Genomic DNA, 20,249 nt, shown 5'->3' on the forward strand with positions numbered 1-20,249 from the left:
AACTGCACCGCCGTGCCGTTGGCGCTACTGGCCCCGGCCACGTCCACACACTTGCCGCCGTACCCGGTGATCGTCCCGGTCGCCGCGTACGCCGGTGCCGCGATCGTGACGAGCGCGGCGGCCAGCGTGAGGGCCAATCCGCCGACCACGGCTAGTACGCGTGATCCTGATCTGTGGCTGTTCAACGAACCCTCCTGGCTGAACGTCCGATGGTGGCGTGCATCGACGATCGTTCACAGGAGCGAAATAGTCAAGAGTCTTAACAAAGAAATTAACTGACCGAACAGTGGGGTCCGGCGGGGATGTCGGTCGATGTGGGTGCTCGGTCCACGCTGGTCGAGTTTTTGCAGTCCTGGATGGACTTCTTGCAGACATCGACGCTATTCTCTGCGGAAATGCCGCGTCGTTACCTCGGCGTGACGTACCGGCAACAGATCCGTGGCTCCAGCCAAGGGAGGCCTACGCCGATGACGACCGCCCGCCGATGGCGCGCAGCCCGCATAGCCGCCACCGCCCTGATCTGCCTGGCCTGGTCCGCGCTCCACGCCACCCAGCCCGCGGCCGCCCGGCCCGGACCCGTCGCCGCGCCGCAGCCCGCGGCGGAGTCGGCAACCACGGCGGCGCGCGACCCGCTCTCCTCGCGGGTACACCTGTTCTACTACCCCTGGTACGGCAACCCGGCCACCTACGGCAGCTACCGGCACTGGCAGCAGGGCGAGCACAACCCGCCCGACGACCTCGGCGCCAACCTCTACCCGCTGCTCGGGGCGTACGACTCCGGCGACCTCGCGGGCGCGGTACGCCAGCACATGGCCTGGATCCGGCAGTCCGGCGCCGGGGTCATCGTCTACAGCTGGTGGGGCCAGGGCTCCTACGAGGACCAACTCGCCGCGGGCGTGCTGGCCGAGGCGAGCCGCGAGGGCATCAAGGTCGCCTGGCACCTGGAGCCGTACCAGGGCCGGACCGCCGAGTCGACGGTCGCCGACATCAACTACATCAACTCCCGGTACGGCGCCAGCCCGGCCTTCTTCCGCGACCCCGAGCACGGCAACCGCGCCGCCTTCTACGTCTTCGAGAGCCTGCGGATCACCGACTGGTCCGCCCTGGACCAGGTCAGCGCCGGCAACATCGTGCTCACCCAGACCACCGACACCAGCAAGGCGGCCCACTTCGGCGGCATGTACACCTACGACGGCATCGCCGGGGCCACCGCGCCCGGCTGGGCCGGCGCGGGCGCGTACTGCAAGGCGAACGGGCTGGTCTGGGCCCCGTCGGTGGCCCCCGGCTACCTCGACGACCGGGCCGTGCCCGGCAACACCACCCCGACCGTGGACCGCGCGGGCGGGGCCGCCTACGACCGGCAGTGGAACAACGCGCTCGACCCGGCGATCGGCGGCGACCCGACCTGGGTCTCGGTCACCTCCTTCAACGAGTGGCACGAGGGCTCGGTCATCGAGCCGGCCAGCTCCACCCCGCCGGCGGGCTTCGGCTACCAGACCTTCGAGGGCGCGTACGGCCGTACCGGTGCCGCCGCCGAGACCGCCTACCTCGACCGCACCGCGTACTGGGTCGACCGGTTCACCGGCGCGAACCTGGCCGAGGATCGGCCGGTCAGCGCGAGCAGCCAGGCCCGCGGCCACCGGGCGGCGCGGGCCAACGACGGCAACCCGGCCACCTACTGGGAGAGCGGCAACCGCCGGTTCCCGCAGTGGCTCCAGGTCGACCTCGGCGCCGACACCCCGGTCGGCCGGATCGTGCTCAAGCTGCCGCCGGCCCGGGCCCGGGGCGCGCGGACCCAGACGATCGCGGTACTGGGCAGCGCCGACGGCCGGACCTTCCAGCCGTTGCTGCCGGCCACCGGGTACACCTTCCACCCGGCCAACGGCAACACCGTCACCGTTCCGGTGCCCGCCGCCAACGCCCGCCACCTGCGGCTCTCCTTCACCGACAGCACGGGCTGGCCGGCCGCCCGGCTCGCCGAGTTCGAGGTCTACCCGGCCTGACGGGACGGGCGGCGGGCCGACGACCCTCCGGGCCTGCCGCCCGACCGCCTGCGTCGTCCGGCCATTCGTGTCGTCGGCCGTGCGGGCCCGCCGCCCGCCCGGCGGGCGCGGGTGTCAGGCGTGGTCGTTCGGGGCCGGCCGCGCCCCGATCGGCAACTGGTAGATCCAGACCGGATACTCCACGGCGGAACGGCCGGCGTTGAAGCCGGCGGTGCGGTTGAGCTGGGCCGCGGGAATCCAGAGCGTGCCGGCGCCGTCGATCCACATGGCGTCCGGCCAGGTCAGCCGGGCGTCCGCGACCAGCGTGTCGACCTGCCGGTCCGGGGCGATGCGCAGGATCCGCCGCTGGTCCGGGTCGCTGAAGTAGATGGTCCCGTTCGCGTCGATGGCGGTACCGCCGGCGGTCGGCGTCTCCACCCAGGTCCGCACGTGCTGCGCCAGCGTCTCCGCCGGCACCTCGGGATCGTCCAGCCACCGGGTCTCCAGCCGAGAGAGCGGACCCGAGGCCGGCTGGTAGTAGAGGTACCTCCCGTCCGGCGAGACCTCCAGTTGGTCGCTGTGCAGGTGTACCTCGCCGCCGCTGGCGTCGCGCAGCACCTCCCCATCGGCCCGCAGCGGGCGCCGGCCGATGGTGCTCGGGTGGTCCTCCAGCACCCGGCGCAACCACCCCGTGCTCAACTCCAGCACGATCAGGCCCGGCGCGCCGGCGTCGGTGAGGTAGGCGCGGTCCCCGTTGAACCGCACGTCGTCGACGTAGCTCTGTTCCCGCAGCACCGGTCCGAGGTCGTACACCTGGACGACCGAGTCGGTGTCGACGTCGACCACGATCAGGCGTGCGGCGCCGGGCACCTGCGGCGCGCCGAACTCCGGCGCGCCCGCGTCGACGATCCAGAGGTGGCCGTCCGGACCCATCCGCAGGGCGTTGACGCGTACGAAGCGGTCGGCCGGAGCACCGTCCCCGCTGTTGAACTCCGCGTTCGGGTACGGCACCAGGTCGCCGTCCGCGACGATCTCCGCGACCTGCGGCCCGGCGCCGTCCGCCCCGGGAAAGCCCACGAAGACGCGCCCCTCGGGCGTGGTCGTCACCGCTGTCCAGATCCGGTCCGACCGGTACGCCGGTACGAGCCGCTCGTCGATCCGTGTCGGCATCGCCATCGCTCCGCTCTCCTGTCCGATCCTCGCCACCGGTCTCCGCCCGCACGCCGCCGGCCCCGCTTACCCGAATCCGCGCCCGATACCGCGCGGGCCCGACACCGGTGCCCCTCGCACCGCCGAACGGCAGCCGCGGGCGCGGCGTGACACCCGGCCACTGACGGACGGCGTGAGACCCCGCCGTCGGCGGGCGGCGCGACCCCCGCCGACGTGATCCGGTGCACGGAGCCGTCGCCGCACCCGCCTGGCAGGATGGATCTCGACAACGACGTACGCGTACAGCGCGGCGAGGTTTCCGGCGGTGAACGGGCCGGACGGCGCCACGCGGAGCGGAGCGAGTGACGATGAGCGAACAGCAGGCAACAGCGCCGGCGACCGCGCAGATCGGCGTGACCGGGCTGGCCGTGATGGGTCGCAACCTGGCCCGCAACCTGGCCCGGCACGGCTATACCGTCGCGGTGCACAACCGGTCGCCGGAACGCACCCGGAGCCTGGTCGCCGAGCACGGCGACGAGGGCACCTTCGTACCCGCCGAGTCGCTGGCGGACTTCGTCGCCGCGCTGGAACGACCGCGCGCCGTGATCATCATGGTCAAGGCGGGCGCTCCCACCGACGCCGTCATCGACGAACTCGCGCCGCTGCTGGAGCGCGACGACATCATCATCGACTGCGGCAACGCGCACTACGCGGACACCCGGCGCCGGGAGCAGGCGCTGCGCGAGATGGGGCTGCACTTCGTCGGTACCGGGGTCTCCGGCGGCGAGGAGGGCGCGCTGCTCGGGCCGAGCATCATGCCGGGCGGCTCCGACGAGGCGTACGCGAAGCTCGGGCCGATCTTCGAGTCGATCGCGGCGCAGGTCGACGGGGTGCCGTGCTGCACGCACGTCGGCCCGGACGGCGCCGGACACTTCGTGAAGATGGTGCACAACGGCATCGAGTACGCCGACATGCAGCTCATCGCCGAGGCGTACGACCTGCTGCGCGAGGGGCTGGACGCCTCGCCGGCCGAGATCGCCGAGATCTTCCGGGAGTGGAACAACGGCGAGTTGCAGTCCTTCCTCATCGAGATCACCGCAGACGTGCTGGCGCACACCGACGCGGCGACCGGCCGGGCCTTCGTCGACATCGTGAAGGACCAGGCCGAGCAGAAGGGGACCGGGCGCTGGACCGTGCAGAGCGCGCTCGACCTGGGCATCCCCATCACGGGCATCGCCGAGGCGACGTTCGCGCGGTCGCTCTCCGGCCACGCCGACCAGCGCGCGGCGGCGCGGCGTACCTTCGCCGAGGCGGGCGGGGAGGGTGACTGGAAGGTCGCCGACCGGGACGCCTTCGTCGAGGACGTGCGCCGGGCGCTGCTCGCTTCGAAGATCGTCGCCTACGCGCAGGGGTTCGACCACATTCAGGCCGGCAGCACCGAGTTCGGCTGGAACATCGACCGGGGCGCGACCGCCACCATCTGGCGGGGCGGCTGCATCATCCGGGCCCGCTTCCTGGACCGCATCCGGGAGGCGTACGACTCCGACCCCGAGCTGCCCACGCTGCTGGTGGCCCCGTACTTCGCCGAGGCCATCGTCGACGGCGTGCCCGGCTGGCGGCGGATCGTGGCGGACGCGGCGCGGGCGGGCATCCCCACGCCGGCCTTCTCCTCCTCGCTGGCCTACTACGACGGGCTGCGCCGCGACCGGCTGCCGGCGGCGCTGATCCAGGGGCTGCGGGACAACTTCGGGGCGCACACCTACCAGCGGGTCGACCGCGAGGGGAGCTTCCACACCCAGTGGGCCGGCGACCGCTCGGAGAGCCCGAGCTGAGTCCCGCCGCGCGGGCGACCGCCGGCCCGACCCGGTCCGGCCCCGCCCCGGTGCCCCGCTCCTGAACCCGGTCCCGACCAGTGCACACGCCGGTGCCCGGCCGTCGACGACGGCCGGGCACCGGCGTTCCGCGCCCCGCGCCCGACGGCCGTCCCCACCGGGAATCCCGGGCCGCTGTCCGCCCCGGAGCCGACGGACTAGGCTGCGGGCGCGCATCGGTTTTGGGCTTGGGGAGGCGGTCGGTGTCGCAGGAGCATGCTGTCCAGGGCGCGCATCGGGAGGCGGCACCACCGGGGGTGGACCCGGGGGCCGCGCACTCGGCCCGGATGTACGACTGGTGGTTGGGCGGTACCAACAACTTCGCCGCGGACCGGGCGGTGGGGGAGGCGTTCATCCGGGCGATCCCGAGCCTCCGCACGATGGCCCGGGCGAACCGGGACTTCCTCCAGCGGGTCGTCGCCCACCTGGTCGACCAGGCCGGGGTGCGGCAGTTCCTGGACGTCGGCACCGGCATACCGACCAGCCCCAACCTGCACGAACTCGCCGCCGCGCGGGCCGACGGGTGCCGCGTGGTCTACGTCGACAACGACCCGATCGTGCTCGCCCACGCCGAGCGCGCGCTGGCCGCGGCCGCGGGGCGCGACGCGATCCGGTACATCCACGCGGACCTGCGCGCGCCGGAACGGCTGCTGGCCCACCCCGACCTGGTCGGCACGCTCGACCTCGACCGGCCGGTGGGGTTGCTGCTGATCGCGGTCCTGATGTTGCTGGAGGACGCGGACGATCCCTGGGAGCTGACCCGGCGACTGCTGGACGCCCTCCCCTCGGGCAGTTACGTCGCCATCACCCATCCCGGCCGGGACTTCGACCCGGCGGCGATGGCCCAGGTGGTCGCGGCCGCCGAGCAGGGGCGGATGACGCTGGTACCGCGCACCCGGGCCGAGGTCGAGCGCTTCTTCGCCGGCTGGGAGCTGGTCGAGCCGGGGGTGGTACCCGTGCTGGCGTGGCGCCCCGACGGCGAGCCGCCGGCCGATCCGCACGCGGCCCACTACTGGGCGGGCCTGGCCCGCAAGCGCTGACGGTCCGTCGCCCGCCGGGCAAACCGCCGGTCACCGCGTGATCGCGGTGTCGGTACCGGCCGGACACCGGCCGGACTTCGCCTCGCGGCGGCGGGAGCCGCGAGGCGCGGGCCTAGGCCGGCAGTGACCGGCGGGACACGGCCTAGCTGGCGGCGTGCAGTGCGTTCAGGCGCAGCACGCTGGCGTCGAGCATCGGATCGATCTCGGCGCGCGGCAGCAGGTACCGGGCGGTCAGCGTGTCCACGCCGGTACCGCGGGAGTCCCGGGGCCGGTACGTGACGGTGGCCGCCTGTGCGGAGGTCGTCTCGACCACCCCGGCCCGCCAGGTACCCGAGCGGTAGACCCAGACCGGGTCGGTGGGGCGGTAGCTGTCGGTGGGGGCCACCTCGGTGGGCTTGCGCTGGTGCGGGTCGATCGTAGGGGCGGCCATCCTCATTGCCCTCCTGCTTCGGTACGTGACGTGGAATCGACGAGCTGGCATGCGGGTGCGGCGGGTTCCCGGCGGGGCCCGGCGGTACCGGTCGGGCCGGTCTCCGGTCGCCGCGGCTGCGGCACGGACAGGGTCGGCCGGCGCGGTGCGGGCGACGAGGGGCGGATCTCCGGGCGGCGGGCGAGTTCACCGTCGCGGACCGGCGCGAGACCGCTCGCCTTGGTCCGGTACATCGCGGCGTCCGCGTGTCGCAGCGATTCGGCGAGGTGCCCGCCGGGCGGTACCGCGACCAGGCCCACCGACACGGTGATCCGCACCTGGTGGCCGGCGACGCGCATCGGCGCCGCCAGCGTCTCGGTGAGCGTCCGGGCGGTGGTGGCGAGCCAGTTCTCGTCGATCCGGGCGCCGCCGAGCAGCCCGGCGAACTCGTCGCCACCGAGGCGGGCGACGAGGTCGTCACCGGCGTACGCGGCGAACCGGTGGGCGATGGTGATCAGTACCTCGTCTCCGGCGGCGTGTCCGAGCCGGTCGTTCACCTGCTTGAAGTCGTCGACGTCGAGTACGGCCACGGCGAGCGGGTGGCGGGCGGCGCCGGCGACGAGTTCGGCGCCGAGTTGGTAGAACGCGCGCCGGTTGGCCAGCCCGGTGAGCGGGTCGTGGGTGGCCGCGTGGCGTTCCGCCCGGAGTTGTTCGGCCAGCAGCGCCGCGGTGGCCTCGGCGCGGCAGGCGCGGCGGCGCAGTCGCCACGCGGCGCCGAAACCGGCGACCGAGGCGGCGCCGGCCGCCAGGGTGAGGGGGTCCATGCTGGATGTCCCTTCGTGGTGGCGGCGGTGGGTGTGCCCGGATCGGCGCGACCGGGCGGCACCGGCGTACCGGCGGGTCCGGGGTCCGACGAGGGACGGGCCGGTGGGGACGGGCCCGCCGGTACGCGGACCGGCCAGGGTGGCGCCGGCGGCCCGGGCGGCGCTGGCGGCGGCGCCGGCGGTGGCCGGGGTGGCGCTGGCGGCCGGGGCGGTGCGGCCATCGGCAGCGGTCGGGACGGTGCGGGCGCCGCCGGCCGAGGGCCCTGGCCGAGCGGCGGGATGCCCGGTCGCCTGAGTTACGAGACAGGATTGCCAAGGTCCGTCGGCGTCACTGGCGGTAACTGATCGTGGCCGTCCGGCTGCGCTGATCAACATTTCCGACAACCGGTCCCACCTGGGCTGGGAGCCGATTGGCGCGCCATCTGGAGCGACCCATCCCCCGTCAACGGCTCACTCTCCGATCACTAATAGTGAACAATCGGACACACCTATGCAAGCGCTATCATGCTCCCTGTCCCTTGCAGACGCAAGGGCCGATGCACGTGCAGGCGACCGTGCGCGGGGGCGGTGGGGAAGACCGGGCGTTCGCCAGACGCCCGATCCGGGGGGTGCGTGGCAACTACAGCCGGGCCGGCGACCACCGGCCGCGCGCCTACCGCAGTCCTTCGCACGAGCACTTCCTGGGGAGACTTGATGAATCCGTACAACGGCATGCCCAGCGGTCTGCTCCCAGCCGTCCACTGGCAGAAGAGTCGCCGCAGCAACCCGAGCGGGAACTGCGTCGAGGTGGCCGCCCTGCCGAACGGTGCCGGGATCGCGCTGCGGAACTCCCGGGACCCGGAGGGCCCGGCGCTGATCTACACCCCCGACGAGATGGCCGCCTTCATCCTGGGCGCCCGGGACGGGGACTTCGACCACCTCATTCCGTAGCCGCGAATCCCGTCATCCGGCGTACGACCGGCGCGGTTTCTTGATCGACCACGGTGCCGGGCAAATATGGACGTCCGGCCCACTCGACTTACCGTCCGGCATGGCATGCTTACCCGTCAGCAGGCTCCGGCCTGCTGACGGTTCGAGTTGCGCAACCGGAGGTCGGCACGTGACGACGGCTCAACCCGAGAGCGGATCGGCCAGTGATCCGACGGTGCTCCGTATGCTGCTCGGCGCCCAGCTGCGCCGGCTGCGGGAGACCAAGGGGGTCAGCCGCGAGGCCGCCGGTTGGGAGATCCGCGCCTCGGAATCGAAGATCAGTCGAATGGAGCTCGGCCGGGTCAGCTTCAAGGAACGCGACGTCGCGGACCTGCTCCGGCTCTACGGCGTCGCCGAGGACGAGCGCGCCTCGCTGCTCGCGCTCGCCCGCGACGCCAACAACCCGGGGTGGTGGCACCGCTACGCCGACCTGCTGCCGAGCTGGTTCCAGTCGTACCTGGGGCTGGAGTCGGCCGCCTCGCTGATCCGTACCTACGAGGTGCAGTTCGTACCCGGGCTGTTGCAGACCCCCGACTACGCCCGCGCGGTGATCCTGCTCGGTCACACCCACGCCGATTCGGAGGAGATCGAGCGGCGGGTGGCGCTGCGGATGGCCCGGCAGGAGGTGCTCACCCGGCCGAACGCGCCCCAGCTCTGGGTGGTGGTGGACGAGGCGCTGCTGCGTCGCCCGATCGGCGGACTCGGGGTGATGCGCGCGCAGATCGCCGCGCTGCTGGAGGCGACCAAGCTTCCCAACGTCCGGCTCCAGGTGATCCCCTTCGACGCCGGCGGGCACGCCGCGGCCGGCGGGGCCTTCACCCTGCTGCGCTTCCCCGACCAGGACCTGCCGGACGTGGTCTACATCGAGCAGCTCACCAGCGCGCTCTACCTGGACAAGCGAGACGACGTCGACCACTACGCGGCGGCCATGGAGCGGCTCTGTGTCGAGGCCGAGCCGCCGGACCGGACCGGGGAGATCCTGGAGCGCATCCTGCGCGAGTTCGACGCCCGCGACGACTAGGCCGTGCCCTGCCGATCAGGCCGGCAATGATCGGCAGGACACGGCCTGGGACCTGCGTCGAAGCGACTGGTCGGCCCGCGCGGGCCCGGACGGCGTCCGGCCGCGTTGCCGGGTCGCCGCCCGGACCCCGCCCCGACTCGACCGGGACTTCGACACAGGTCCTGGCCGGCTCACCGCGGCGGGGTGCCGAGCAACCTGGCGCGCAGCGCGGCGGCGCCGGCCTCCGAGAGCCAGTCCGCCAGGGTACGCAATCCGGGGTGGATGACCCGCAGCGCTTCGATGTCGGCGCGCCAGCGCTGGCCAGTGATCCACCGTTGCCGGATCTCGGCGATCTCCGGGGTCAACGCGGCGGCCTCGTCGTGGCTGAGCTGTTCGTACCGAAGCGTGACTCCGGTCGCGGCGCTGATCGCGGCGACGGCCTCGGCCGGGGTCGGATCGTCACCGGCCAGTTCCAGGGTCCGTCCCGCGAACCGGTCTGGTTGCTCGAAGGCCAGCGCGGCGAACTCGGCGATGTCCTCGAGGGCGATCATCTGGGCGGGCTCGTTCGGCGGGAAGATGTGCCGGTGTAGGCCGTCGACGAACCCGTCGAGGCCGACGCCGGACGCCGCGAGATAGTTCGTCATGAACCGTACCGGACGCAGCACGGTCACGAGCGGGATCCGTTCGCGCAGGTACTGCTCGATGCGCCGTTTTCCCGAGGCCGCGAACGCGGCGCCGGAGGTCGAGGCGACGCCGGTGAACACCACGTGCCGTACCCCCGCGGCCACTGCCGCGTCGGCCAGGGCCCGGCCACGGGCGAACTCCAGATCCGGGTTGCTGCCGGTTGGCCCGTAGGCCACCGGCGGCACGGCGAACAGGGCGCTGGTGCCCTCCAACGCCGGGGCCAGGCTTGACGGCTCGTCGAAGTCGGCGAGGGCCAACTCGGCCCCGGCGTCCGCGAGCGCCGCGGCGGCGGGCGTGGTCTTGTCCCGTACCAGCGCGCGCACCGGCCGGCCGCCGGCCAGCAGCCGACGTGCCGTCGCACCGCCTTGCTTGCCCGTGGCGCCCGTCACCGCGACGGGGCTCCGCGTCGGGTCGGTGCCGGAGCGGTGGATCTCGGCGGCCATGTCGTCCTCCCTCTCCCCGGGGGTGCTATGGACAGGTGAGGCGAACCCGGGGATATCTGGAATACTCCAACCCGCTTTGGTTCGACCCACAAGGAGTTTCGTGACATGACCCCAGCGCTCAGCGGCGGCGACCGGGCCGACGCCCGCCGCAACCGGGCCAAGGTGCTGTCTGCCGCCGACGAGGTGTTCGCCGAGCGGGGACTCGACGTCTCGCTCAGCGAGATCGCGCGCCGGGCGGGCGTCGGCGCCGGCACCGTGTACCGGCACTTCCCGACCAAACAAGCCCTCCTTGAGGCGGTGTTCGCCCAAAGCCTGAGCGAGCTGTTCGCCTCCGGCGAGCGACGGATGGCCCGCTTTCCCCCCACCGAGGCGTTCTTCGGCTTCCTGCTGGAGGTCGTCGAGAAGTCCCAGCGGCGCGGGCACATCTGCGACGTCGTGGCCGCCGACACGAACTGGCCGCACCCGGCGCTCACGGCGTCCGTGCTGCGATTCCAGCAGATCCTGACCGCGCTGCTCCACGCGGCGCAGCGCGCCGGCGGGGTCCGCGCCGACGTCGGCCCCGACGACGTCGGCGCACTCACCGTCGGGTGCGCCGCGACGCTCGCCGCCCGCCGCGACCGAGCGGCCGGTCTCCGGCTCGTCCAGACGACCCTGGACGGTCTGCGGCCTTCCGCTACCGTCACGGAACGACCGGTCTTCCGTGACGGCCTCGGTGTCGGTCGGGGTGCCGTCGCGTGCTGTGCGGAGTGCGGAGCCGCGCTCACGGTCCGGCCCACCGGTCGCCCGGTACGTTACTGCGGCGCTACCTGCCGGCAGCGCGCCCGCCGTCGGCGTCTCGCGGACTAAACGAGCCTCAGCCCGCCGGCCAGGGACTCCGCGCTCGACGACTCGACGCCGCGGAACGCGGCGCGCGGGTCGTTGCGACGGTCGAGGTGGCGGTGGCCGAACCGTCCCCGTTTCGCTCCCGAGAGCCGCCCACCCTCGGGCTTGATCTGGGGCTAGGGTGGACCCTCGGTACGACAAAAGCATGATCGTTAGGGGTGGTCGCCGGATGGCGGACTCGTTCGCGCACCTGCATGTGCACACCGAGTACTCGATGCTCGACGGAGCGGCCCGGCTCAAGGACCTCTTCGCGGAGGCCAGCCGTCTGGGCATGCCGGCGGTGGCGATCACCGACCACGGCAACATGCACGGCGCGTACGACTTCTACAAACAGGCCACCGCCGCCGGCATCACGCCGATCCTCGGCGTCGAGGCGTACGTCGCGCCCGAGTCGCGCTTCCACAAGCAGCGGGTGCGCTGGGGTGAGCCGCACCAGAAGAGCGACGACGTCTCCGGTAACGGTGCGATCACCCACATGACCATGTGGGCCCGCAACCGGGACGGGCTGCACAACCTCTTCGCGCTGAACTCGCGCGCCTCCATGGAGGGCCACTACATCAAGTGGCCGCGCATGGACATGGAGCTGATCTCCGAGTACGCCGAGGGGATCATGGCCACCACCGGCTGCCCCTCGGGTGCGGTGCAGACCCGGCTGCGGCTCGGCCAGTTCGACGAGGCGCTCAAGGTCGCCGGCCAGTACCAGGACATCTTCGGCAAGGAGAACTACTTCCTGGAGCTGATGGAGCACGGGCTGGAGATCGAGCGCCGGGTCCGCGACGGCCTGCTGGAGATCGGTCGCAAGCTCGGCATTCCGCCGGTGGTCACCAACGACTCCCACTACACCGTCGAGTCGCAGGCCGAGGCGCACGAGATCCTGCTCTGCGTCCAGACGGCCAGCAACATCTCCGACCCGAACCGGTTCCGGCTCGAAGGCGGCGGCTACTTCATCAAGTCCGCCGACCAGATGCGCGCCGTCGACTCCTCGGAGGTGTGGCTGGAGGGGTGCCGGAACACGCTGCTGATCGCCGAGCGGGTCGACACCACCGGCATGTTCACGTACCGGAACCTGATGCCGCGCTTCCCGGTTCCCGAGGGCGAGACCGAGGAGTCGTGGTTCCGCAAGGAGACCTTCGCGGGCCTGGCCCGCCGCTATCCGGACGGCATCCCGGAGACGCACGTCAAGCAGGCCGAGTACGAGCTGGGCATCATCATCCAGATGGGCTTCCCGTCGTACTTCCTCGTGGTCGCCGACTTCATCCAGTGGGCGAAGAGCCAGGGGATCGCAGTGGGCCCGGGCCGTGGTTCGGCCGCCGGCTCGCTGGTCGCGTACGCGCTGGGCATCACCGACCTGGACCCGATTCCGCACGGCCTGATCTTCGAGCGGTTCCTCAACCCCGAGCGCGTCTCGATGCCCGACGTCGACATCGACTTCGACGAGCGTCGGCGCGGTGAAGTGATCAAGTACGTCACGGAGAAGTGGGGTGCCGACAAGGTCGCCCAGATCGCCACCTTCGGTACGATCAAGGCGAAGGCGGCGATCAAGGACTCGGCCCGGGTGCTCGGCTATCCGTACGCCGTCGGTGACAAGATCACCAAGGCGATGCCGCCGGCGGTGATGGGCAAGGACATTCCGCTCTCCGGCATCTTCGACAGCAACCACCCGCGCTACGCCGAGGCGGGGGAGATCCGCGGCCTCTACGAGTCCGACCCCGACGTACGGAAGGTGATCGACACCGCGCGGGGGATCGAGGGCCTGATCCGGCAGACCGGCGTGCACGCCGCCGGTGTGATCATGTCCGCCGAGCCGATCATCGAGCACATCCCGCTGATGCGCCGCGACGCGGACGGGGCGATCATCACGCAGTTCGACTACCCGACCTGCGAAACCCTCGGCCTGCTGAAGATGGACTTCCTGGGGCTTCGCAACCTCACGATCATCGACGACGCGGTCAAGAACGTCGAGGCCAACCACGGGTTCAAGCTCGACCTGCTCGCCCTGCCGCTGGACGACAAGCCCGCCTACGAACTGCTGGCCCGGGGCGACACGCTCGGCGTCTTCCAGCTCGACGGTGGCCCGATGCGCTCGCTGCTGCGGCTGATGAAGCCGGACAACTTCGAGGACATCTCCGCGGTACTCGCGCTCTACCGGCCCGGCCCGATGGGCGCCAACTCGCACACCAACTACGCGCTGCGCAAGAACGGCCAGCAGGAGATCGTCCCGATCCACCCGGAGCTGGCCGAACCCCTCGAAGAGATCCTCGGCCCGACCTACGGCCTGATCGTCTACCAGGAGCAGGTGCAGCGCGCCGCGCAGAAGCTCGCCGGCTACAGCCTCGGCCAGGCCGACCTGCTGCGCCGGGCCATGGGCAAGAAGAAGAAGGAGGTACTCGACAAGGAGTTCGTCCCGTTCCGCGACGGCATGCGCAAGAACGGGTACTCCGACGAGGCCATCCAGACGCTCTGGGACATCCTCGTCCCCTTCGCCGACTACGCCTTCAACAAGGCGCACACCGCCGGCTACGGGCTCGTCTCGTACTGGACCGCGTACCTCAAGGCCAACTACCCGGCCGAGTACATGGCGGCGCTGCTCACCTCCGTCGGCGACGACAAGGACAAGATGGCGCTCTACCTCTCCGAGTGCCGCCGGATGGGGATCAGCGTGCTGCCGCCGGACGTCAACACCTCCGCCGGCCCGTTCACCCCGGTCGGCTCCGACATCCGCTTCGGTCTGGCCGCCATCCGCAACGTCGGCGCCAACGTCGTCGCCTCGATCATGCGCTGCCGGCAGGAGAAGGGCGACTACACCGACTTCTACGACTTCCTGTCGAAGGTGGACGCGGTCGTCTGCAACAAGAAGACCATTGAATCCCTGATCAAGGCCGGGGCGTTCGACTCGCTCGGGCACACCCGCAAGGGGCTGCTGGCGGTGCACGCCGAGGCGATCGACGCGTACGCCGGGGTCAAGCGCAACGAGGCCGCGGGCCAGTACGACCTCTTCGGCGCGGGGTTCGGCGACGACGCTCCCAGCAGCACCGTGGTCATGCCCGCCATCGGTACGGCGGAGTGGGACAAGCGGGACCTGCTCGCCTTCGAACGGGAGATGCTCGGCCTCTACGTCTCCGACCACCCCCTCTTCGGCCTCGAACACGTGCTCGGCAACGCCGCCGACACCACCATCGCGGCCCTCTCCGAGGAGGGGGCGGTACCGGACGGGCAGGTCGTCACCCTCGCGGGGATCCTCTCCGGCGTGCAGCGCCGGATCACCAAGCAGGGCCGGGCCTGGGCGTCGGCCACGCTGGAGGACCTGGCCGGTGGGGTGGAGACGCTCTTTTTCCCGAACACCTACGAGGTGATCGGGCAGTACATCGCCGAGGACGCGATCGTGGTGGTGAAGGGACGGGTCGACCGCCGCGACGACACCCCCCGCATCATGGCGATGGACATGCAGCTGCCCGATATCAGCCAGAGCAGCAACGGCGGCAAGCCGGTCACCCTCACCATCCCGGTGACCCGGTGCACGCCGCCGCTGGTGGAGCGCCTCAAGGAGGTGCTGACGCTGCACCCCGGCGACGCGGAGGTGCACGTCAAGCTGCTCAACGGCAGCCGGACCACGCTGCTGCGGGTCGGCCCGCACCGGGTCCAGCCCACCACCGCGCTGATGGCCGACCTGAAGAGCGTGCTCGGGCCGGCCAACGTCAGCTGAGGTCACCCGGCCGGCCTTCGGCCCTGACCGTGCGTCCAGGTCGTCGTGCCTGGCCGCACGGTCGACGATCATGCCGGGCCGGTCGTCCGGCCGTCCGCGAGGTGGCGGCGCACCTGAACCTACCCGTAGGGACCGTCCGCGTCCTGCTCGGCGACCTGCTCGACCGAGAGCTTGTCCAGGTGCGGAACCCTCAGGCGACGACCGCCCCTTACGACGACAGCGTATTCGAGGCAGTGATCAATGGACTACGAGCACTCTGACGAGCAGGCCCTGCCAACCGCGATCAAGAGAACACCACGACGGTGGCCATGGACTTCGGCCGGATCACGATCAGCGACGAGCTGGTGCTTACCTGTTCGGCACCCCCGGCCCGACGGGCTGGTTCGGGCCTCCGGGCTGATTCGGGTTGTTCGGGCCGGGCTGCTGGACGCAGAACGGATCCAGGGCGGCGCACTGTCCCGGTGACGGTTGCTGCTGGACCGGCTCGACTCCGTTGCCGACGCTCTCGTCGCCCATCTGGACGACGTCCGGCAGCTTGACCTCCTCCTTGCCCTTTAGTGCGGCGTCCATGAACCGCTTCCAGATGTCGGCCGGCAGGCCGCTGCCGCCGATGTCGTCCCTGCCCTTGTCGAGGATCTCGGGCTTCTTCGGGTCCTTGCTGCCGACCCAGACCGCGGTGGCGATCTGCGGGGTGTAGCCGACCATCCACGCGTTGGAGTTGTGCTTGGTGTTGCCGTACTGCCAGGTACCGGTCTTGCCGGCGGCCTCCCGGCCGCTGGCCAGGTCGTGGTGGTTGATCCCCGGGATCTTCTTGAGCACGGCCGTCACCTGGTCGGCCACCGACTTCTTGATCCGCCGCTGCGGCTTGAGCTGCTCGCCGCCCTTCTTCTCCCACTTGCCGGTGTCCTGGTTCTGCTTCTCGATCTTCACGACGAAGTGGGCCTTGTTGTACATGCCGCCGGCGGCCAGGGTGGCCAGGCCGTTCGCGTGGTCGAGGACCGTGATCGGGTACTGCCCGTAGCCGACCACGTGATAGAACGGGGCCGGCGCGACGTCCTCGCCCTTCTTCCTGGTGAGGTCGATCGCCTCCGGGTCGCCCTTGGCCGGCACGGTCCACATGGTGTTGACCCCGGCGGCCTTGGCGATGTCCACGACCTTGGCCGGGCCGATCTTTTCGGTCACGTGGTAGAAGGGCACGTTGTACGACTGCTCCGTGGCGTACCGCAGGGTGCACCACGAACCACAGGTGCGCGACACGTCCCGGCCCGCGTTCGTGATCTCGTCCGCGAAGCCCTCGGGCTTGAAGTTCCGGGCGTCCCAGTGCGACTCCACCGAAACGTCCGAGTCGATCGCGGCGGTCAGCGTGTAGACCTTGAACGACGAGCCCGGCGGGTGCCCGCCGGTGAGCCGGCCGCCGATCGTGTTCACGCCCGCGTAGTCGATGTCCGCGCCGCTGTCGCCGCCGTAGTAGGCGAGCACCTGGCCGGTCTTCGGGTCGATCGCGACGATCGCCGCCATCAGGTTCTTCGGCTGGTCGTACAGCACTGAGCCCTTCTGGGCCTGCCGCGCCGCCGCCTCCGCCGCCGCCTGCATCTTCGGGTCGATGGTGGTGGTGATCTTGTAACCACCGTCGGCGAGCTGGGCCCAGCAGCTCCGCGGGTTGTCCCGCGCCCCGTCCACGCAGAGCCCCATCCGCTTCATCTCGTCGCGGACGTAGTTCACGACGTTGCCCTTCGGCGTGTTCACGCCGATGGTGGCGTCCGTCTTGGGCGCGACGACCTGCGGGTACTGGGTCGGCCGCTCCGCCGGCTTCAGCCACTTCTTCTCGATCATGCCGTTCAGCACGTAGTTCCAGCGGTCCTTCGCGGCCTCCGGGTGATAGGCCGGGTCGTACGCCCCGTCCGGCTGCCTGATCACCGCGGCCAGCACCGCGCTCTCGGCAACGGTCAGCTTGCCGACGTCCTTGCCGAAGTACGCCCGCGCCGCCGCCTGGATGCCGTACGCGCCGCGGCCGAAGGGGATCACGTTCAGGTAGTGCTGCATGATCGTCTGCTTGTCGTACTTGTCGGTCAGCTTGAGGGCGATGACCGCTTCCTTCGCCTTCCGCGCGTAGGAGTCCTGCTTCAGGTCCGGGTAGTAGTTGCGCGCGTACTGCTGGGTGATGGTCGAGGCGCCCTGCTTGTCGCCGCCTGTGAGGTTGTTCCAGGCGGCGCGGGCGATGCCCACGTAGTCGACCCCCGAGTGCTCGTAGTAGTTGCGGTCCTCCGCGGCCGCCACCGCATGCTGCACGTGGAGCGGGATCTGCTTCCCGGTGACGAACTCGCGGTTCCACTCGCCGAGCTTCGCCAACTCCGTCCTGCCGTCCCTGGCGTAGACCGTGGTCGACAGCGGCAGCGGATAGCTCTCGGGGAGCACGACGGTGGTCGAGTAGTAGGTGAAGCCGACCACCCCGACGCCCGCGAGCATGACGAAGGCGGCGCAGGACGCGATGATCCAGTTGAGCCGCCGGCGGCGCCTCGCCTTCGCCCTGGCGTCCGGGCCGTCGGCCACCGCCGCGCGACCGCGCCGGCCCGGACCGGAGCCGCGTGGCCGGCCCGAACCGGAGCCGCTCGGTCCGTCCGGTCCGGAGCCGCCGGGGCCGGCCGGCGGGACCGGTGCCGCGACGCTGGCGCGGCCCACGGTACCCACCGAGGCGGTACCCACCGTCGCCCGACCGGCGCCGGCGCGGCCGACCCGAGCGGACCCGGACGCCGGCGGGCCGACCGGGGCCCGGCCGGCGCCCGCCGGACCGGGGCCCACCGGGGAAGCCTTGCCGACGGAGGCCCGCCCGCGGGAAGCCGCCCGGGGCGCGGCGGAGCCGTCGTCACCGCCCCGACCACCCCCGGACCCTCCTCCGGGCGCCGCCCGTCGGTACGAGTCGTCCGCCGCAGGCCCTGGATCACCCTGTGTGCCGGGTATCCGGGCCCGGCCACGCGGAGAACCGGGATCGCCGTACGAGTTCATTCGTCACACCCTGCCGGTCGCGGTGGGGCGGTCGAGCGCCCGCACCGGGTTGCCGTGAGCGACGCGGCCGCAGACCCGACCGGAGCACCGCCCGGGGTCGGCCGCATCAGGAGTTCCGCACCGGGACCGCTGGGAGGCCGTCGAGTTCCATCGCGAGTGATCCTTCTGCCAGCGTCCGGGCGGTCGGCTCGATGCTAGAAACCGCGCTGCCCCGGTTTCGTCCCCGTGACCGGGGAGCGTGCCTCCCCCGCGCGGGGGATCACGGCAGTCAGCCCTCGGGCTCGCCGCCCGGGCCGGCCAGTCCGTGCCGGTGGGCGTAGAGGGCGGCGTGCATCCGGTCCCGGAGGCCGAGCTTGGCCAGGATGCGGGACACGTGCGTCTTGACGGTCTCGTCGCCCACGTACAGTCGAGCGCCGATCTCCGCGTTGCTGTACCCGGCGGCGACCAGCAGCAGCACCTCCCGCTCGCGTGCGGTCAGCCGGTCGAGGCCCGGCGCGCGGTCCGGTTGCCGCGCCGCCGGTGCGAGGGCCGCGGCGAACCGGGACGCCAGCCGGCGGGTGACCGACGGGTCCACCACGGCGTCGCCGCGGGCGGCTACCCTGATCGCGCTGATCATCTCCTCCGGGGGCAGGCTCTTGAGCAGGAACCCGCTGGCGCCGGCGGCCAGTGCCCGGTGCACGTACTCGTCGGTGTCGTAGGTGGTGAGCATGAGGACGCGGGTGGCCGCCGGCCCGGACAGGATCGCCTCGGCCGCGCCGAGCCCGTCGCGCTTGGGCATCCGTACGTCGAGTATGGCCACGTCCGGCAGCAACCGGGCGGTCTCGGTGACGGCGGCCCGCCCGTCGGCGACCTCGGCGACGCACTCGAAGTCGGGCTGGGTGTTCAGGATCGCCCGCAACCCGGAGCGGAACATCGCGTGGTCGTCGGCGAGCAGGATGCGCAGGGTCACGAAGCCTCCCCGGTGGACACGGTGACGGTGGTCTCCCAACACCGCCTCGCCTCGTCCGGGCCGTAGCTGACGCTGCCGTCGAACATCGCCGCCCTGGTACGGATACCGGCCAGTCCGCGGCCACCGCCGGCGGGCCAGGTGGCCGGCCGGTCCGGCCCGATCCGGTTGCGGGTGGTCAGCGTGACCCTGCCGTCGGCGTACCCGACCTCGATCTGCACCACGGTTCCGTCGCCGTGCCGCAACGCGTTGGTCAGCATCTCCTGCGCCACCCGGTACAGCGCGACGTCCAACGACCCGGGCAGCGACGACGGCCGCCCACGTACGGTCAGCCGGACCGACGGGCCCGCCGGTCGCACGCCGGACACCAACTCGTCGAGGTTCGCCAGACCGGGCTGGCCGGCGCCGTCGGAGCTGCCGTGCAGCACGTCGAGCAGTTCACGCAGGTCGACCATTGCCGCACGGCTGGCCGCCTCCACCGCCGACAGCGAGCCGGCCGCCCGATCGGCGGTACCGCACGCGCACGCGGCCAGCCCGAGGCGGACCGCCCCGGCGTGCACCCCGATCGCGCTGACGTGGTGGGAGATCACGTCGTGCAGGTCGCGGGCGATGACGGTGCGCTCCCGGGCGACCGCCGCCTCGACCGCGGCCTGGGCGTCGCGCCGTTCGTTCTCCCGGCGGTGCCGGAGGTCGTCGAGGTACGCCCGCCGGCCCGCGGTGTAGCGGCCGACCAGCCAGGGCAGCACCGCGCTCTTGGCCATTCCGATCGCGAGCGGCAGCACGTGCGGATCTCCTGCCAACCACCGGCTGCCGGCCACGCCGGCCATCAGCGCGCCGAGCGACAGCACCGAGGGCCAGCGGCGCAACCAGGCCCCGGCACGGTACCCGGCGATGAGCGCTCCGACCTGGTTCTCCCCGATCGCCACCGGATGGCCGCCCGTACCGTGCAGGTTGACCGTGGCCCGGGTCGCCGCCGAGATGGCGATCCCGGCCACCGCGTGGGCCAGCGCCACCCAGCCGGACAGCCGGCTCGGCAGTGCCAGGGCCGCGTCGACGACGACCAGCACGACGACGACCAGCCAGAACGGCGTCGGCAACGGCGGGCCCAGTACCAGCGTGGCGACGACGTCGACCGCCGCGCACACGAACGCGATCAGTATCGACTGTCGGGCCAACGCCCGCCCGACCCCGCGCTCATCGCCCGTCGGGGGTCCGCCGGCGATGGGACCGAGGAGTTTCCGCAGCCTGCGCACCCGCTCACCCCGGCCGCCCGGCGGGCCCTCGACGAGGCCGGCGACGAGCTGCCCGTCGCCTGGCTGCACCGGTCGATGCGGTACGGCGAGA

The 20,249-nt window shown here is 71.9% G+C and carries 13 protein-coding genes and 3 pseudogenes; 9 read left to right on the forward strand and 7 right to left on the reverse strand.

The genetic code is table 11. The features are described 5' to 3' along the window. Window positions 1-467 precede the first annotated feature (467 nt). Window positions 468-2,003, forward strand: a complete 1,536-nt coding sequence (locus tag AB0J86_RS38160) for a discoidin domain-containing protein (protein WP_363863598.1) — start codon at window positions 468-470, stop codon at window positions 2,001-2,003. Window positions 2,004-2,117: 114 nt separating this feature from the next. Here the strand turns inward: AB0J86_RS38160 and AB0J86_RS38165 are convergent, their stop codons facing one another. After that, complete coding sequence (locus tag AB0J86_RS38165) at window positions 2,118-3,158, reverse strand: L-dopachrome tautomerase-related protein (RefSeq protein ID WP_363863601.1); 1,041 nt, start codon at window positions 3,156-3,158, stop codon at window positions 2,118-2,120. A gap of 341 nt (window positions 3,159-3,499) precedes the next feature. On the opposite strand from AB0J86_RS38165, the gene gndA reads away from it, so the two are divergent. Beyond that, entirely contained in the window at window positions 3,500-4,963 is a 1,464-nt protein-coding gene (gene gndA / locus AB0J86_RS38170; protein WP_363863604.1) for an NADP-dependent phosphogluconate dehydrogenase, read from the forward strand. 296 nt (window positions 4,964-5,259) lie between these two features. Continuing rightward, window positions 5,260-6,042: an SAM-dependent methyltransferase gene (locus AB0J86_RS38175; protein WP_363863627.1), complete on the forward strand. Its 783-nt coding sequence runs from the start codon at window positions 5,260-5,262 to the stop codon at window positions 6,040-6,042. A gap of 142 nt (window positions 6,043-6,184) precedes the next feature. On the opposite strand, the gene AB0J86_RS38180 is transcribed toward AB0J86_RS38175, so the two are convergent. After that, complete coding sequence (locus AB0J86_RS38180; RefSeq protein WP_363863607.1) at window positions 6,185-6,472, reverse strand: hypothetical protein; 288 nt, start codon at window positions 6,470-6,472, stop codon at window positions 6,185-6,187. A 215-nt stretch (window positions 6,473-6,687) separates the two neighbouring features. Beyond that, window positions 6,688-7,275 (reverse strand): annotated as a pseudogene (locus tag AB0J86_RS38185) (GGDEF domain-containing protein); the annotation flags it as partial. A gap of 693 nt (window positions 7,276-7,968) precedes the next feature. On the opposite strand from AB0J86_RS38185, the gene AB0J86_RS38190 reads away from it, so the two are divergent. After that, window positions 7,969-8,205 (forward strand): DUF397 domain-containing protein, encoded by a 237-nt coding sequence (locus tag AB0J86_RS38190; RefSeq protein ID WP_363863610.1) that lies wholly within the window; start codon window positions 7,969-7,971, stop codon window positions 8,203-8,205. A gap of 223 nt (window positions 8,206-8,428) precedes the next feature. Next, window positions 8,429-9,265, forward strand: a complete 837-nt coding sequence (locus AB0J86_RS38195) for a helix-turn-helix transcriptional regulator (RefSeq protein ID WP_363863630.1) — start codon at window positions 8,429-8,431, stop codon at window positions 9,263-9,265. Between the two features lie 170 nt (window positions 9,266-9,435). Here AB0J86_RS38195 and AB0J86_RS38200 read toward each other — a convergent pair whose 3' ends face one another. Next, window positions 9,436-10,371, reverse strand: a complete 936-nt coding sequence (locus AB0J86_RS38200) for an NmrA family NAD(P)-binding protein (protein ID WP_363863613.1) — start codon at window positions 10,369-10,371, stop codon at window positions 9,436-9,438. Between the two features lie 105 nt (window positions 10,372-10,476). Here AB0J86_RS38200 and AB0J86_RS38205 point away from each other — a divergent pair, with 105 nt between their 5' ends. From AB0J86_RS38205 to AB0J86_RS38220, 4 genes and pseudogenes are all read left to right on the forward strand, one after another. Beyond that, window positions 10,477-11,217, forward strand: a complete 741-nt coding sequence (locus tag AB0J86_RS38205) for a helix-turn-helix domain-containing protein (RefSeq protein ID WP_363863616.1) — start codon at window positions 10,477-10,479, stop codon at window positions 11,215-11,217. 205 nt (window positions 11,218-11,422) lie between these two features. Beyond that, window positions 11,423-14,956 (forward strand): DNA polymerase III subunit alpha, encoded by a 3,534-nt coding sequence (gene dnaE / locus AB0J86_RS38210; protein ID WP_363863619.1) that lies wholly within the window; start codon window positions 11,423-11,425, stop codon window positions 14,954-14,956. A gap of 83 nt (window positions 14,957-15,039) precedes the next feature. Then, window positions 15,040-15,216: pseudogene (locus AB0J86_RS38215) on the forward strand (DUF742 domain-containing protein); the annotation flags it as partial. Window positions 15,217-15,237: 21 nt separating this feature from the next. Next, window positions 15,238-15,326, forward strand: a pseudogene (locus tag AB0J86_RS38220) (ATP-binding protein); the annotation flags it as partial. Here AB0J86_RS38220 and AB0J86_RS38225 read toward each other — a convergent pair. The 3 genes from AB0J86_RS38225 to AB0J86_RS38235 form a co-directional block, all read right to left on the reverse strand. Further along, window positions 15,305-17,959, reverse strand: a complete 2,655-nt coding sequence (locus AB0J86_RS38225) for a transglycosylase domain-containing protein (RefSeq protein ID WP_363863621.1) — start codon at window positions 17,957-17,959, stop codon at window positions 15,305-15,307. The pseudogene AB0J86_RS38220 and the gene AB0J86_RS38225 overlap by 22 nt on opposite strands. 268 nt (window positions 17,960-18,227) lie before the next feature. Further along, window positions 18,228-18,908, reverse strand: a complete 681-nt coding sequence (locus tag AB0J86_RS38230; RefSeq protein WP_363863624.1) for a response regulator transcription factor — start codon at window positions 18,906-18,908, stop codon at window positions 18,228-18,230. Beyond that, the gene (locus AB0J86_RS38235) at window positions 18,905-19,732 is read right to left on the reverse strand and encodes a histidine kinase (RefSeq protein WP_363863633.1); all 828 of its coding nucleotides are present in this window, start codon (window positions 19,730-19,732) and stop codon (window positions 18,905-18,907) included. The genes AB0J86_RS38230 and AB0J86_RS38235 overlap by 4 nt, the downstream gene beginning before the upstream one ends. Window positions 19,733-20,249 lie beyond the last annotated feature (517 nt).

It is taken from the genome of Micromonospora sp. NPDC049559 (assembly GCF_040676675.1).
In the GTDB taxonomy this organism is placed as follows: Bacteria; Actinomycetota; Actinomycetes; order Mycobacteriales; family Micromonosporaceae; genus JBFAPK01.